The sequence below is a fragment of the Lentzea sp. NPDC051208 genome (assembly GCF_040682435.1).
GTDB classification, from domain to species: domain Bacteria; phylum Actinomycetota; class Actinomycetes; order Mycobacteriales; family Pseudonocardiaceae; genus Lentzea; species Lentzea kristufekii.
Genome location: NZ_JBFBAW010000017.1, coordinates 67859 through 81611 on the forward strand (window position 1 = coordinate 67859; position 13753 = coordinate 81611).

Below are 13753 nucleotides of genomic sequence, written 5' to 3' on the forward strand. Positions count from 1 at the left end.
TAATTCAGGTTTTGCGTATGAGATACGCATAAAAGGGGGTTCGATGATCGTCGAGACAGAGGGTCTGACGAAGAGATATGGCTCCACGACGGTGCTCAACGGCCTGGACCTGAAGGTCGCGGAAGGGTCCGTACTCGCTCTGCTCGGGCCGAACGGCGCGGGCAAGACGACCACGATCCGCATCCTGAGCACGCTGACCAGGCCCGATGGCGGCACGGCGCAGGTGTGCGGGTTCGACGTGGTGCGCGAGGCCGCCGCCGTGCGCGGCGCGATCAGCCTGACCGGGCAGTACGCGGCGGTGGACGAGGAGCAGACCGGGCGCGAGAACCTCGTCATGATCGCCCGCCTGCGCGGTTTCGCGAGGCCGGCGGCTCGCGCACGGGCTCTCGAACTGCTGGAGCGGTTCGGCCTGGCCGACGCGGCGAACCGGCGGGTGCGCACCTACTCCGGTGGCATGCGCCGGCGCCTGGACCTGGCGATGAGCCTGGTGGCACCGCCGCGACTGTTGTTCCTGGACGAGCCGACCACCGGCCTGGACCCGGTCAGCCGCACGACGATGTGGGACGCGATCGGGGACCTGGTGCGCGACGGCGTGACGATCTTCCTCACCACCCAGTACCTGGAGGAGGCCGACCGCCTCGCCGACCGGATCGTGGTGCTGAACAACGGGGGCGTCGTCGCGGACGGCACCGCGGACGCGTTGAAGAACTCGGTCGGCGGCACCCGCCTGGACCTGACCTTCTCCTGCGCCGAGGACGCGCTGCGAGCACGGTCCGTGATCGGCGGGGTGGCCGACGGCGTGACGCTGAGCGTGCCGTCCGACGGCAGCGCGGTGCACCTGCACCGCGTGCTCGACGACCTGCTGACCGCCCAGGTCGGCGTGCTGCGAGCGTCCACGCACCGCCCGACCCTGGACGACGTCTTCACGTCACTGACGGCGGTGGCCGCATGACCGCCTCGCTGACGATGATCGGCCGCAGCATCCGGCTGAGCCGCCGCAACCTCGACCTCGTGATCATGTCGATCGTGCTGCCCGTACTGATGATGGCGCTGTTCGTGTACGTGTTCGGCGGCGCGATCGGCTCCGTTCAGTCCTACGTGGACTACGTGGTGCCCGGCATCCTCGTGCTGTGCACCGGTTACGGCGCCACGTCCACGGCGATGTCCGTGGCCGACGACATGAAGAAGGGCGTGGTGGACCGGTTCCGGTCGATGCCGATCAGCGGGTTCTCCGTGCTGACCGGCCACGTCGTCGCCTCGGTCGCCCGCAACGCCCTCGCGACGTCCGCCGTGGTGCTGGTCGCGCTGCTGATGGGCTTCCGGCCGGCCGCCTCGGTCGCCGGATGGGTGCTGGCGATGGGCGTGCTGCTGCTCTACGTGCTGGCGCTGTCGTGGCTAGCGGCGGGTTTCGGTGTGGTCGCGCGAACCGTCGAGTCGGCCAGCCTGCTCGGGTTCTTCATGCTGTTCATCCCATATCTGAGCAGCGCTTTCGTGCCGGTGGAGACGATGCCGTCCTGGCTGCGCGCCGTCAGCGAGCACCAGCCGATCACGCCGGTCATCGAGACCGTCCGGACGTTGCTGAACGATCAGCCGGTGACCTCGTGGTGGCTCGCGCTGGCGTGGTCCGGCGGGCTGCTGGCCGTGGCGTTCGGCTGGGCCACCTGGTTGTTCGGCCGGATCAACCGCCGCTGAGGTGCGCGGCGTCGAGGCGGGTCAGCTCGTCCGGGCTGAGGGTCAGCTCGCCCGCCTCGACGTTCTGCCGCAGGTGCGCGGGATCGCCCGTGCCGGGGATGACCAGCACGTGCGGCCCGCGCGCCAGCGTCCACGCCAGCCGGATCTGCGCGGGTGTGGCACCGCGGGCGTGCGCGATCTCCGTGACGACGTCGTCCTCGGCCGACGTCCCGGCCTCCTGGTTGGCGCCGGCGAGCGCGAAGAACGGCACGTACGCGATGCCCCGCTCCCCGCACACGCCGACGAAGTCGTCCTGCTCGGGGTGGTGCCCGAGTCCGTAGGAGTTCTGCACGCACACCACCGTGGCGATCTTCTGCGCCTGGTCGAGGTGGTGCGGTTTCACGTTGGACAGGCCGAGGTGCCGGACCAGCCCGTCGCGCTGCAGGTCCGCGAGCCGCTCGAAGTGCGTGCTGAGGTCGTCCAGGCCGCTGATCCGCAGGTTGACCACGTCGAGGTGGTCGCGGCCGAGCTGCCGCAGGTTCTCCTCGACCTGCCCTTTGAGCTGCTCCGGCGTCGCGAGCGGCAGCCACTCCCCCTGCGGCGTGCGACCGGGCCCGATCTTGGTGACGATCACCAGGTCCTCCGGGTACGGCGAGAGCGCGCTGTTGATCAGTTCGTTCGCCGACCGCGTGGCGGAGAAGTAGAAGGCGGCCGTGTCGATGTGGTTGACCCCGAGCTCGACGGCCTTCCGGAGCACCTCGATCGCCTGCCCGCGGTCGCGCGGCTCGGCCCGGCGGTCGAACGCCGTCCCCCGCTGCGGCAGTCGCATCGCACCGAACCCGACCCGGTTCACGGTGAGGTCACCCAGTCGCCACGTCATTCCTTCCACTGTGCCAGCCTTGGCGGCGTGGGACTGTTCACGCTTTCCGATGCCCAGGCCGAACTCGCACGGCTGCTGCCCGTGCTCGACGAGATCGTGCGCCTGCGTGCCGACGCCGCCGAGCTGGCCGTCGGGGGTTCCTCGCTGGGCGGTCTGCCGGAGTTCAAGGCCGCGCAGGCCCGGCTGGACGAGCTGATGGAGACCGTGCAGCAGACCGGGGCGGAGCTGAAGAGCCTCGCGCCGTTGCTCGTGGACTTCCCGTCGGAGAGGGATGGTGTGCCGGTGCTGCTGTGCTGGCTGGAGGGTGACCGCGAGCTGGCGTGGTACCACCGCACGGATCTGGGCTTCGCGGGCCGCCGCCGGCTCTAGCCGGGCGCGAGTCGCCGAGCTCGGCGGCCATGGCCTCGCAGTGCCACACCACACCCGGCGCCTCGACCCCGCGGAGGGTCTCCCGGTGCCAGCCGCCGTCCTCACGCCAGGCGGCCCTGACCAGCACGTCGACCCGGTCACCGTTCGTGCGCGCCTGCGGGGTCGCCTGCCAGCACGCGCAAGTCCACGTCGTGATCTTCGCACGGTGACCGGATCCGTCCGCTCCTCGCCCGGGTCGTGCCTGTCCCGCTGCTCCGCGGCCCGCGAGGCTTGGGTCATGAAGCGAGCATTGATCGTCATCGACGTGCAGGAGTCGTTCCGCCGGCGCGCCAACTGGGCCGAGGTGTCCAACCCCGACGTCGTCGGCAAGGTGAACCAGCTGGTCGACCTGACCCGCGACGCCGGTGACCTCGTCGTGTGGGTGCTGCACTCCGAGCCCGGAACCGGCGACGTGTTCGACCCCGCGCTCGGGCACGTGCGGCTGATCGACGGCCTGAAGCCGCTCGACGACGAGCCGGTTCTCACCAAGACCGCGCACAACGCGTTCACCACGACGAACCTGCAGCAGACGCTGACGACGCGGGGCGTGCGGGAGTTGCTGATCAGCGGCATCCGGACCGAGCAGTGCTGCGAGACCACGACGCGGGTCGGGTCGGACCTCGGGTTCGACATGACGTTCGTGACGGACGCGACGGCGACCATGCCGTTGCCGCACTGGCGCACCGGGAAGGTGCTCGGGGTCGAGGAGATCATCGAGCGCACCGAGTACGTCCTGGCCGGCAGGTTCGCGCGGATCTCGGATGTCGCTACGCTGACCGGATCGTGACCAGAGTCGTCTTCCTGCTCGTACCTGGAGTGCACCTGCTCGACCTCGCGGGGCCGGCGCAGGTGTTCTCCAGCGCTGCCGATCTCGTGAACGGCTACGCGTTGTCCTACGTGGGCGACACGGACACCGTGCTCAGTCATCAGGGCGTGCCGCTCGGAGCGTCGCGTGAGTTGCCCTCTCTCGGGGTGGACGACCTCGTGTTCGTGCCGGGGTGGCGGTCGCCGAAGATCGTGGGAACCGGTCACCTGAGCGAACGCGCGTTGGCGTGGTTGCGCGCACACCACGACGGCGGTGGCACGGTGGCGAGTGTGTGTGCCGGTGCGGATGCGTTGGGACGCGCCGGTTTGCTCGACGGACGGCGTTGCACCACGCATCACGAACTGCAGGAAGAGCTCGCACGGCGCTACCCCGCCGCACAGGTCGTGCGTGACGTCTTGTTCGTGGAGGACAACAGGGTCGTGACGTCTGCGGGCATCGCGAGCGGTATCGACCTCGCGTTGCATCTCGTCGCCGTACGTCATGGGCCCTCCGTGGCCGCCGCGATCGCACGGACGATGGTCATCTACGCGCGCAGGAACGGCGACGACCAGCAGGCCAGTGTGCTGATGCGGCACCGATCGCACATCAACGAGACGGTGCACCGCATCCAGGACGTCATCGAGTCACGGCTCGCCGAGCGTCTTTCTCTCTCGGAACTCGCCATCCACGCCGGGTGCAGCGAACGGACCGTGACACGGTTGTTCGGCCGGGCGACGGGCATGACGCCGTTGAAGTACCAACAGGCGTTGCGTGTCGAACGAGCCGAACACCTCATCGGTCAAGGGGCCACGGTGGAGACGGCGGCGCGCAACGTCGGTTTCGAAGACGCCCGGATGCTGCGCCGATTGCGCTCCCGCTGAGCCGCACGCGTGCGGCCGGCGTCGACGTCGTGCGGGTGCAGCACAGCAACGCCGAGCACGTCCGACGGCTGGCAGTTCGTGCCCGAGCTGAAGCTCGCCGAGGGCGAACCGGTCGTGCACAAGACCTACGCCGGACAAGGTCATCGCGCACACCAACCTCTACTGGGAAAACCACACCGTGCCCGGCCGCAGCGCGGGCGTCGTGAAGACCGAGGACGCGTTCAAGCCCGCGTGATCAGGTGCCTGCTCGGCAGGTAATCGATCTTCCAGTCCTCGTAGACGCCGCAAAGCCCGCACTTCAGGCACCGCAACCCGACGGTCAGCCAGCGCACCTCGCCGTCCGGAAGGCACGACGGCCCGAGGGCGGCGGCGAACTCCTCGCCACCGCACGTGCACTCGCACTCCTCCGCGTCGTCGGGGTCCCAGTGCTCGTCGGAGTCGCCGATGAACTCCGCGAGTCCGCAGCCGAGGCAGGTCCGGCGCATCGCCTGGTCCTCGGTCATCTGCACCGTGAACGACGTGCCGCCACATCCGCCGCACACGGACTCGACGACGTGCGTGACCTCGTACCCGTCTTCCTGGTACTCGCGGATCGCCTCGTCGAGCGGCATCCCGCCACCCGGTTGATCCCGTCGCTGCGCAGCACGCGTTCCGCCTGAGCGCCCTTCGCGAGCGCCACCATCGCGCGTCCCAGGAGTTCCGTGGTCGTGACGTACTTCGGAGCCACCTTGCGCAACACCGGGTACAGCCACGAGGACCACGAGTAGAGGTACCGGTAGATCCGGGTGCGCGAGGTGATCCCGTGCAGTGGCTGGATGAAGCCCGGGCGCAGCACGAACACCGGCCGGTCCAGCGCCAGCAGCTCGTTCTCCGTGCGCCCCTTCACCCGCGCCCACATCGTCTTGCTGCCGGCGTCAGCGCCCTCACCGGACACGTACACGAAGGTGCCGCCAACGACCCGTGCGGCCTCCAGCGCGTAGTCATGCGTCACGGGCGTGTACTCGGCCTCGGTCAGACCGGCGGACGTCACGCCCATGCAGTAGAAGCACGCGTCGGCACCGGCCAGCTCCGACGCCACCGGGGACAGGTCGCCGAAGTCGCCGTGCACGACGTGCCGCAGCTTGGGATCGCTCGCGCTCGACGGCGACCGTCCCACGGTCACCACGGAGGTCACCGCGGGGTCGAGCAGGCACTCGCGCAACGCGCCCTGACCCACCAGGCCGGACGCACCGAACACCACGATCTTCACGGCACCAAACTAGTCTCCAGCGCCGCGGTGACGCGCTCACCGTCCCCGGTCGCCAGCAGGTCCAGCAACGCACCCCGCAGCAACGCGAGCTCACGCGTGCGCTGGGCCAGTCCGGCAGCCGTGTCGCGCACGTCCTCGGCCTGAGAGGTCTTGAGCACCTCCAGCCAGTCCTCCACGGTCGCACGCGCGAAGCCCGCCCACGGTCCGTCAGGCTCCACGAGAGAGCGTGCGTACGCCTCCAGCCACAACGTCAGCAGCGGCCGGTGTGCCGGGGCGGCCAGCCACTCCCACAACCTCCGCACCACTCCCGGCCCCGTGCCGATGTCGGCGAGCAGCGCCAGTTCGTCGGCGCGTGCTCGTGCCAGCAACGCCTTGACCAGGCCTTCCTTGCTGCCGAAGAGGTAGAGCAGCACGCGCGTGCTCGATCCGATCGCCGCCGCCAGCGGCCGCAGCGACACGTCGGCGAGGCCGTGGGTGAGCACGTACCGGTAGGCGGCTTCGAGCAGTTCGGTCTCGCGGGCGGACGGCATGGCGCTATTCTCGCATTACTGAAACACTCGTGTCAGTGGAGGCGACCATGCTGATCCGCCCGCTCGGCCACCCCGGCGACCTCGGCTGGGTGGTGCAGGCGCACGGCGAGCTCTACGCGTCCGAACTCGCCTGGGACACCTCGTTCGAGGCGTTGGTCGCCAAGATCGTCGGTGACTACGCGGCGGACCACGACCCCGCGAGAGAGGGTGCGTGGATCGCCGAACTCGACGGCCAACGCGTCGGATGCGTGTTCTGCGTTCGTGAGGACGACACGACGGCGAAGTTACGCGTGCTGCTCGTGCACCCGGACGCGCGTGGCCACGGCGCGGGCAACAAGCTCGTCAGCACGTGCGTCGAGTTCGCCCAGAACGCTGGCTACGAACGCATGGTGCTGTGGACGGTCGACGGCCTCGCGTCAGCACGGAAGATCTACGAGGCGCACGGCTTCACGCTTGAAGAGGAGACCCAGCAGCACAGCTTCGGCCATGACGTGACCGGCCAGCTCTGGGCACGCGACCTCTGATCCAGCGTGGACGGTGACCCGCTCACGAGCGGGCCACCGGTCGCACAGCTACGAACAGGCCCAGGTGGACGGTCCCCAGAAGTTGTCCTCGGCGCGCCACTGGCGGTAGCCCGCCAGCAGGCCGGTGTCCGTCACGCCCACGACGTGCAGGTTCTGGCTGGAGCCGACGTCACCCACGAACGTGCTGCCCTGCCACGCGCCGTACCTGTTGCCGGAGCTGAAGTACCCGCTGGCGAGCATGCCGTCGCGGTTGATGCCGATCGGGCTGCTCGGGTTCATCACGTAGTCGCGCACCACCGCGCCCTCGGGAGTCCACTCCCGCAGCTTGTTGAACGCGCGGTCGACGCGGCCGATCACCCTGCCGCTCTGGAACTTCTCGATCTGCACGGCGGGATGACCCGCGATCTGCACCTGGGTGCCGTCGGCCGACCGGATCACCCCGTTGCGGAACGCGATGCGGCCCTCCTCGTCGATCGCGACAGCGTTCGCGGTCTGGATCAGCTCGTACGTGCCGGGATCCGCGGCCTTCCACACGATCGTCGTGTTCCCGCCGTCGAGGTACCCGAGGACGTCACCGGCCTCGTTGACGTCCCGGACGTAGGCCTTGCGCCCCTCGGGCACCGGCAGGTACTGCTTGGCACCGTCGCGGTGGACGAAGGAACCGACGTCGTCGATGGCGACGACATGCCCGCTGCCGTTCACACCGGCCACCCTCCAGGCACTTTCCGTGCCCGGGAGCTCGATCAGCTGCCGGTCGTGCCAGAGCAGCAGCACGCCTTCCTCGACCTGCCCGGCGAAGTACCGGCCGTCCGGGCTCGCGGCGCTCAGCGTTCCGCTGGGCGCGGTCTCCGGGAGCGGCAGATCGGTCGGTCTCCACACGCAGCCGGCCTGTGCCTGAGCAGGCACTGCAGCAGCCAGGACGGTGATGACGGCAGCGCACAACGCAGCCACGCGCATGATGAATCCCCCAGGTCGAAATGATGTCGCTGTTGCGGAGCGACATCATCTACGACGAGGTCACAACATGCGAGTGACATACGGCATGATGCCGCCGTACCGCACGGGCGAGATCCGCACCACGGCACCGGAATGCGGCGCTTCCACCATCATCCCGCCGCCCAGGTACAACGCCACGTGCGTGCCGCCGCCCGGTCCCCAGAAGATCATGTCGCCGGGGGCCATCTGCGACAGCGGCACCTTGCGGCCGGAGTTGTACTGGTAGCCGCTGTAGTGCGGCAGGTACACGCCGACGCCCGCGAAGGCGTACATCATCAGGCCGGAGCAGTCGAAGCCGATCTTGCGGAAGTCGCCGTAGGAGTCGGCGACACCGCCGTCGCGCACGCCGTACGTCGGGCCGTTGTAGTTGCCGCCGCCCCACGCGTAGATGACACCGCGCTGGGCCAGCGCCCGGTTGATCACGGTCTGCACGCGGTTGCCGGACGGCGCGGGCGCCGCCGCGATCGGGCGGGGTGACTGGGGCTTGGGCGCGGCCTGAACAGCGGCCGCGGCGGCGGCACGGCGAGCGTTCTCCTCGTCCTCGCGCCTCTTCGCCTCGGTCCACTGGTCGTACTGCTGGCGCTGCGCTTCCAGTCCGTTGACCGCACCTCGCGCGGCAGCCAGCTCACGTTCGACGGCGTCCTTGTTCGCCTGCAGTTCCTCGGTCGCCGCGGCCTGCGCCGCGTGCGCGTCCACGGCCACCTGCTGGGCCTGCTCGGCGACCTTCTTCGCCTCGTCCGCGGCGGCCTGCTTCGTCTCGGCCTTGTCGAGCGCGGCACGGGCGGCCGAGTCGAGGTTCGCGGCGGTGCCCTGGTCACGCGTGACCTGCTCGAGCCGGTTCAGGCTGGACGCCGACACCGCCTCCAGCATCTGGGCGCGGGCCAGCAGGTCCTCGGGCGACTTGGCGCCGATGAACGCGGAGAACGACCCGACGGTCGTGCCCTGCGCATAGGAGGCCGCGGCGAACTCGTCCAGTTCGAGGCGACTCTTCTCCACGGCCGCGGAGGCCGCGTCGGCCTCGACACGGGCGGCAGCGGCCTCACGACGGGCGGCCTCGGCCTCGGAGATCGCCGTCTCCAGGTCGACGCGCGCCTTGTTGGCGAGCTCGCGCTTGTACGAGACGTCGTCGAGCAGCTCCTGCAGGCGTGACTCGGCCTGCGTGAGCCGCCCGGTCAGCTCGCCCACGCGCGCCGCCTTCGCGTCCGCTTCCGCCCGCGTCGCCGAGATCTCCGCGTCGCTCGGGTTCGGCGGCGGGGGCGGCGCGGCGGCGGCGGTCCCCGTGAGGACGGCCGTCATCAACACCGCGACCACGGCGGAGAGTCGTGTCAACACCGGACATCACCTCCTACCGCATTAGACCAATCAGACGCATCCGGCGCATCAGGAACTAACGCACCGTCAACCACTCGTGTCACAGTGGAACACGGGTGGTGGTCCTTTTGGGACGATCGGAGGTCTGGCGTGTCGCCGGATGGACTAGTTGACGCCTCGGTCCCGCCCGGCCCAGTACGGCTCGCGGAGCTTGAACTTCTGGATCTTGCCGGTCGCCGTGCGCGGGATGGAGTCGCGGAACTCGATCGACGTCGGCGCCTTGTACCCGGCGAGCCGCTCCTTGCAGTGCTTGATCAGCTCGGCCTCGGTGGCCTCGCCGGAGAGCACGACCAGCGCCTTGATCGTTTCACCCCACTTCTCGTGGGGCACGCCGATGACCGCGACCTCGGCGACGGCCGGGTGCGAGAACAGGCAGTCCTCGACCTCGATGGACGAGACGTTCTCGCCGCCGGTGATGATCACGTCCTTCTTGCGGTCCGAGATGGTCAGGTAGCCGTCCTCGTCGAAGAAGCCGCCGTCGCCGGTGTGGAACCAGCCGTCCTCGATCGCGTCCGCGGTGGACTCCGGGTTCTCCCAGTAGCCCTCCATGACGACGTTCGAGCGCGCCATCACCTCGCCGTTCTCCGAGATCCGCAGCCGCGCCCCCAGCGCCGGCGCGCCCGCCCGCGACTGCTTCTTGGCCTTCTCCTCGCCCTCCGGCCCTGGCTGAGCACGGTTGAAGGTGAGCAGCGGCGCCGTCTCGGTCAGGCCGTAGATCTGCAGGAACTCCCAGCCGAGTTCCTCGGTCACGCGCTGGATCGTGCGCGAGGGCGGTGGCGCACCGGCGCACACGATCCGCACGGTGTCACGGCCGGGGATCTCGCCGTCCCACGTGGCAGCGGCGTCCAGCACGGCGTTCCACACGGCCGGTGCGCCGCACATGAGCGTGACGCCGTGGTCGCGCACACGGCGCAGGATTTCGGCGCCGTCGACCTTGCGCAGCACCACTTGTGGCACACCGAGGCCTGCGAGCCCGAACGGCATTCCCCAGCCGTTGCAGTGGAACATCGGCAGCACGTGCATGTACACGTCGCCCTCCCACGCACGGGTGTGCATGGCGAACGTGACCGCGTTGAGCCAGATGTTGCGATGCGTCAGCTGCACACCCTTGGGGCGCGCGGTCGTGCCGGACGTGTAGTTGATGGTCGCCGTCGCATCCTCCGAGGGCGCGCTCCACGGCCGTGGCTCCACATCGAACCGGAGCAACGACTCCGACTCCTCGCCGAGTGTGAACCGGTGACGCGCCACGACGTCGTCCAGTTCCAGCTCCGGGTCGACGAACAACGCCGAGGCGCCGCTGTGCTCGACGATGTACTTCACCTCGTCGGGACGAAGGCGGAAGTTCACCGGCACGCAGATCCGCCCGCTGCCGGGCAGCGCGTGCAGCAGTTCGAGCATCCGGGCGGAGTTGTGGCTGACGACGGCGACCCGTTCGCCCTCGCCGACGCCCAGTGCGTCGAACCCGGCCTGCCACGCGCGCACGCGGGTCGCCATCTCCGCGTACGTCGTCGTCGCGACCGGCTTCGCGGGCTGGTCCGGTTCGTCGATGGTCGCCGTCGTCGCCGCGAACGCGAACGACGCCCGGTCCAGGAAGTCGGTGGTGATCAGCGGTACGCGCATGAACCCGACCCTACGACCAGGTGCTCGGATCTCCCCAGGACGAGAATCGGCCTCCCCCGGATGGAGGAACGGAACTCAGGTCCGGCAGCACGTCCCCGACGGGTTCGTGCAGCACAACGGCCGCCACCGCGTCGTACGGCGTCGGTTCGGCGTTGCAGATGATGACCTGTGCACCGGCCTTCGCCGCCAGCGGCACGAGGCCCGCGGCGGGCTGCACCGACAGCGATGTTCCCGCCACCAGCAGCACGTCGCAGTCCAGGGCGGCGAGGCGGGCGCGGCGCAGCACCTCGCCGTCGAGCTCCTGCCCGAACGAGATGGTGGCGGACTTGAGGATTCCCCGGCATCGCGGGCAGTCCGGTTCCTGCTCGCCCTCGGCCACGCGCTTCAACGCGTCCCGCATCGGGCCCGTGGCACCACATCCCAGGCACACGGTGGCGTGCAACGTGCCGTGCAGCTCCAGCACGCGATGGGGATCGGAGCCCGCCTTCTGGTGCAGGCCGTCGATGTTCTGCGTGACCACGGTGCGCAACCGGCCGGACCGTTCCAGTTCCACCAGCGCCTTGTGCGCGGCGTTCGGCCGGGCCGTCCACACCGGACTGTCGAGCTTCGCCCGCCAGGCGAGCCTGCGCAGCTCGGCGTCGGCGAGGTAGGCCTGCAGCGACGAACCGCGTCCGGCGTCGGCGTCGCGGGTCCACAGTCCGGCTGGTCCGCGGAAGTCCGGGATGCCCGAATCAGTGGAGACGCCCGCCCCCGTCAGCACCGTGATCCGGTGCGCCGACGCGACCAGAGCGCGTGCCTCTGCGCACGCCTGGGAAGGCATCGGTACACACTATCCGCGTGCGCAGCGCTGTGGGAGCCGCGATCGCGGCAGTGGGCTTGGTCACCACCATCGTCGGGACTTTCCTGCCGTGGCTGAAATCCGGATCGACCACGAGAGACAGTTACGAAGTGCTTTCGCTGCGTGATCTCGCCGGGTTGGACGGGGTGGCGGGCACCGTCGTCACGTCGGTCTGGGTGGGACTGACGCCGCTGGCGATGGTCACGATCGCGCTGTACGTGGTCCGATTTCCACGGTTTGCCGGATGCGTCGGCATCCTCTTTGGCACGATCGGGGGAACCGTGGCCCTGGTTGCCACAGTCCAAGGGGACAACAAGGGTGGGTTGGTCGGAATCAGCACCTCCGGACCAGTCACGACCCTTGCCGGTGCCGTACTGACGATCGTGGGGGCGATCACGGTGCTCACCTCGACAAGGCGCAGCGCAGTGAGAACCTCAGGAGGGAATCCGTGAGCTACCCAGGTGGTGGCGGCGACCAGTGGCAGCCGCAGAACAACCCGTACGGGCAGCAGCCCCAGCAGGGCGGCTACCAGCAGCCGCAGCAGCCGGGTGGCTACCCGCAGCAGCCAGGCGGCTACGCGCAGCAACCCCAGCAGGGCGGATACCCCCAGACCGGACCGCAGGGCTTCCCGCAGCAGGGCTACCCGCAGACGGGCCCGCAGGGCTTTCCCCAGCAGGGTTTCCCCCAGCAGCCCTACGGCTACGCGCCGATGGGCGGCGAACCGCCGAAGAAGAAGCGCACCGGCCTGGTCGTCACGGCCGTCGTCGCCGTGCTGCTGCTGATCGGCGGCGGTGTGACGTTCTTCGCGCTGCAGAAGGCCTCCCCCGGTTCGGGCCAGGACACCCCCGCCATCGCGGCGAAGAACCTCGTCGAGCAGCTGGGCAGCGGTGACGTCGTCGGCATCATGGCCTCGCTCGCACCGGCCGAGGCCGCGCTGTCGAAGGACTACATGGACTCGATGACGAAGGAGATGAAGCGTCTCGAGATCCTCAAGCCCGAAGCCGACCCGAACAAGCTGAGCGGCGTCGAGTTCAAGAGCGAGAACATCAAGTTCGACGAGGCCAAGGCCGAGAAGATCAACGACCACCTCACCATCAACAAGCTGGTCGAGGGCAAGATCACGATCACCTCGGACGCGTCGAAGATCCCGCTCACCGACAAGCTCGTCGACGCGCTCGGTGACGACCTGAACCTCACCTCGTCGAAGTCCGAGACGTTCGACATCACCGCCGAGGTGCAGAAGCGCGGCACGCCGATCGGCATCGCGTCGATCAAGGTCGACGACAAGTGGTACCCGAGCGCCTTCTACACGATCGCCAACGCGGTCCTGGAGGAGGACAAGAAGAAGTGGCCGGCGCAGGGCATCGCACCGCAGGGCGCGAGCTCGGCCGAGGAGGCCGCGAAGCAGATGGTGAACGCCGCTCTCGACGCCGACCTGACGAAGGTCATCGCGCTGCTGCCGCCCGACGAGGCCGGTGTGCTGCAGGACCTCGGCCCGCTGCTGATCGCCGAGGCCGGCAAGCAGAAGCCGACCGGCGCCAAGCTGAACGCGCTGGAGACCGACGTCAAGGACGTCGCCGGCGGCAAGCAGGTCACGGTCAAGAAGGTGTCGATCACCGCGGAGGGCGAGACGGTGACGATCACCCGCGAGGGTGACTGCTACGCGGCCGACGTGCCCGGCCAGGGCTCGCAGAAGCTGTGCGCGGACGAGATCACGCAGCTGCTGCAGCAGCAGGGCGGCAAGAAGGTCCCCACCGAGGCCGTCGAGATCATCGGCCGGGTGGCCGGGTCGGTCATGAAGACCGGCGTCGGCGTCGTCTCCACCGAGGTCGACGGCAAGTGGTACGTCAGCCCGGTCCGCTCCTACTACGAGCTGGCCCTGTCGCTGTTCCGCGGCTTCGAGCCGAAGGACGTCGACGCGCTGATCGAGCTGCTCAAGAAGTAAGTTCCCGCAGGTCCGCCTCGGCCCTGTCACCCGCA

General features: G+C 69.2%; 16 protein-coding genes. 8 read left to right on the forward strand and 8 right to left on the reverse strand.

The annotated features are described in order from the left end of the window. Positions 1-43: 43 nt before the first annotated feature. Both AB0M48_RS34125 and AB0M48_RS34130 read left to right on the forward strand, forming a co-directional pair. Positions 44-952 (forward strand): ATP-binding cassette domain-containing protein, encoded by a 909-nt coding sequence (locus AB0M48_RS34125; RefSeq protein ID WP_363849724.1) that lies wholly within the window; start codon positions 44-46, stop codon positions 950-952. Beyond that, positions 949-1692 carry an ABC transporter permease gene (locus AB0M48_RS34130; RefSeq protein ID WP_363849726.1) on the forward strand — a complete coding sequence of 248 codons (744 nt, stop codon included), beginning with the start codon at positions 949-951 and terminating at the stop codon, positions 1690-1692. Before AB0M48_RS34125 ends, AB0M48_RS34130 begins: the two co-directional genes overlap by 4 nt. Here AB0M48_RS34130 and AB0M48_RS34135 read toward each other — a convergent pair. Next, positions 1679-2551 (reverse strand): oxidoreductase, encoded by an 873-nt coding sequence (locus AB0M48_RS34135; RefSeq protein ID WP_363849728.1) that lies wholly within the window; start codon positions 2549-2551, stop codon positions 1679-1681. The genes AB0M48_RS34130 and AB0M48_RS34135 overlap by 14 nt on opposite strands. A gap of 27 nt (positions 2552-2578) precedes the next feature. Here AB0M48_RS34135 and AB0M48_RS34140 point away from each other — a divergent pair, with 27 nt between their 5' ends. The 3 genes from AB0M48_RS34140 (at position 2579) to AB0M48_RS34150 (ending at position 4645) form a co-directional block, all read left to right on the forward strand. Then, entirely contained in the window at positions 2579-2920 is a 342-nt protein-coding gene (locus AB0M48_RS34140; protein ID WP_363849730.1) for a DUF2203 domain-containing protein, read from the forward strand. A 277-nt stretch (positions 2921-3197) separates the two neighbouring features. Further along, positions 3198-3746, forward strand: coding sequence for an isochorismatase family protein (locus AB0M48_RS34145; protein ID WP_363849731.1), 549 nt, complete (start codon positions 3198-3200; stop codon positions 3744-3746). After that, on the forward strand, positions 3743-4645 hold the full coding sequence (locus AB0M48_RS34150) for a DJ-1/PfpI family protein (protein ID WP_363849733.1): 903 nt from the start codon (positions 3743-3745) through the stop codon (positions 4643-4645). The genes AB0M48_RS34145 and AB0M48_RS34150 overlap by 4 nt, the downstream gene beginning before the upstream one ends. Before the next feature lie 221 nt (positions 4646-4866). Here AB0M48_RS34150 and AB0M48_RS34155 read toward each other — a convergent pair whose 3' ends face one another. The 3 genes from AB0M48_RS34155 to AB0M48_RS34165 are packed head-to-tail and all read right to left on the reverse strand — an operon-like array spanning position 4867 to position 6424. Continuing rightward, positions 4867-5148: a hypothetical protein gene (locus tag AB0M48_RS34155; protein ID WP_363849735.1), complete on the reverse strand. Its 282-nt coding sequence runs from the start codon at positions 5146-5148 to the stop codon at positions 4867-4869. Next, positions 5145-5894, reverse strand: a complete 750-nt coding sequence (locus AB0M48_RS34160) for an epimerase (protein ID WP_363849737.1) — start codon at positions 5892-5894, stop codon at positions 5145-5147. Before AB0M48_RS34160 ends, AB0M48_RS34155 begins: the two co-directional genes overlap by 4 nt. Then, entirely contained in the window at positions 5891-6424 is a 534-nt protein-coding gene (locus AB0M48_RS34165) for a TetR/AcrR family transcriptional regulator (RefSeq protein WP_363849739.1), read from the reverse strand. The genes AB0M48_RS34160 and AB0M48_RS34165 overlap by 4 nt, the downstream gene beginning before the upstream one ends. A gap of 47 nt (positions 6425-6471) precedes the next feature. Between AB0M48_RS34165 and AB0M48_RS34170 the strand changes: the two genes are divergently transcribed. After that, positions 6472-6948 (forward strand): GNAT family N-acetyltransferase, encoded by a 477-nt coding sequence (locus AB0M48_RS34170; RefSeq protein WP_363849741.1) that lies wholly within the window; start codon positions 6472-6474, stop codon positions 6946-6948. 48 nt (positions 6949-6996) lie between these two features. Here AB0M48_RS34170 and AB0M48_RS34175 read toward each other — a convergent pair whose 3' ends face one another. The 4 genes from AB0M48_RS34175 to AB0M48_RS34190 all read right to left on the reverse strand — a co-directional run bounded on the left by AB0M48_RS34175 (position 6997) and on the right by AB0M48_RS34190 (position 11755). After that, a complete protein-coding gene (locus AB0M48_RS34175; RefSeq protein WP_363849743.1) occupies positions 6997-7905 on the reverse strand; it encodes a hypothetical protein in 909 nt (302 codons plus the stop codon). 60 nt (positions 7906-7965) lie between these two features. Beyond that, entirely contained in the window at positions 7966-9276 is a 1311-nt protein-coding gene (locus tag AB0M48_RS34180) for an NlpC/P60 family protein (RefSeq protein WP_363849745.1), read from the reverse strand. A 144-nt stretch (positions 9277-9420) separates the two neighbouring features. Continuing rightward, on the reverse strand, positions 9421-10935 hold the full coding sequence (locus tag AB0M48_RS34185; RefSeq protein ID WP_363849747.1) for an AMP-binding protein: 1515 nt from the start codon (positions 10933-10935) through the stop codon (positions 9421-9423). Positions 10936-10945: 10 nt separating this feature from the next. Further along, positions 10946-11755, reverse strand: coding sequence for a Sir2 family NAD-dependent protein deacetylase (locus AB0M48_RS34190; protein WP_363849749.1), 810 nt, complete (start codon positions 11753-11755; stop codon positions 10946-10948). A gap of 17 nt (positions 11756-11772) precedes the next feature. On the opposite strand from AB0M48_RS34190, the gene AB0M48_RS34195 reads away from it, so the two are divergent. Together AB0M48_RS34195 and AB0M48_RS34200 are read left to right on the forward strand one after the other, a co-directional pair. Continuing rightward, entirely contained in the window at positions 11773-12225 is a 453-nt protein-coding gene (locus AB0M48_RS34195; RefSeq protein ID WP_363849751.1) for a hypothetical protein, read from the forward strand. After that, a complete protein-coding gene (locus AB0M48_RS34200; RefSeq protein ID WP_363849753.1) occupies positions 12222-13718 on the forward strand; it encodes a flagellar basal body protein FliL in 1497 nt (498 codons plus the stop codon). Before AB0M48_RS34195 ends, AB0M48_RS34200 begins: the two co-directional genes overlap by 4 nt. Positions 13719-13753 lie beyond the last annotated feature (35 nt).

Excerpts from the sequence above, each read along its gene's own strand:
- AB0M48_RS34125 (WP_363849724.1), top strand. The coding sequence starts at position 44 with ATGATCGTCGAGACAGAGGGTCTGACGAAGAGATATGGCTCCACGACG.
- AB0M48_RS34130 (WP_363849726.1), top strand. The coding sequence starts at position 949 with ATGACCGCCTCGCTGACGATGATCGGCCGCAGCATCCGGCTGAGCCGC.
- AB0M48_RS34135 (WP_363849728.1), bottom strand. The coding sequence starts at position 2,551 with ATGACGTGGCGACTGGGTGACCTCACCGTGAACCGGGTCGGGTTCGGT.
- AB0M48_RS34145 (WP_363849731.1), top strand. The coding sequence starts at position 3,198 with ATGAAGCGAGCATTGATCGTCATCGACGTGCAGGAGTCGTTCCGCCGG.
- AB0M48_RS34155 (WP_363849735.1), bottom strand. The coding sequence starts at position 5,148 with ATGACCGAGGACCAGGCGATGCGCCGGACCTGCCTCGGCTGCGGACTC.
- AB0M48_RS34165 (WP_363849739.1), bottom strand. The coding sequence starts at position 6,424 with ATGCCGTCCGCCCGCGAGACCGAACTGCTCGAAGCCGCCTACCGGTAC.
- AB0M48_RS34170 (WP_363849741.1), top strand. The coding sequence starts at position 6,472 with ATGCTGATCCGCCCGCTCGGCCACCCCGGCGACCTCGGCTGGGTGGTG.
- AB0M48_RS34175 (WP_363849743.1), bottom strand. The coding sequence starts at position 7,905 with ATGCGCGTGGCTGCGTTGTGCGCTGCCGTCATCACCGTCCTGGCTGCT.
- AB0M48_RS34185 (WP_363849747.1), bottom strand. The coding sequence starts at position 10,935 with ATGCGCGTACCGCTGATCACCACCGACTTCCTGGACCGGGCGTCGTTC.
- AB0M48_RS34190 (WP_363849749.1), bottom strand. The coding sequence starts at position 11,755 with ATGCCTTCCCAGGCGTGCGCAGAGGCACGCGCTCTGGTCGCGTCGGCG.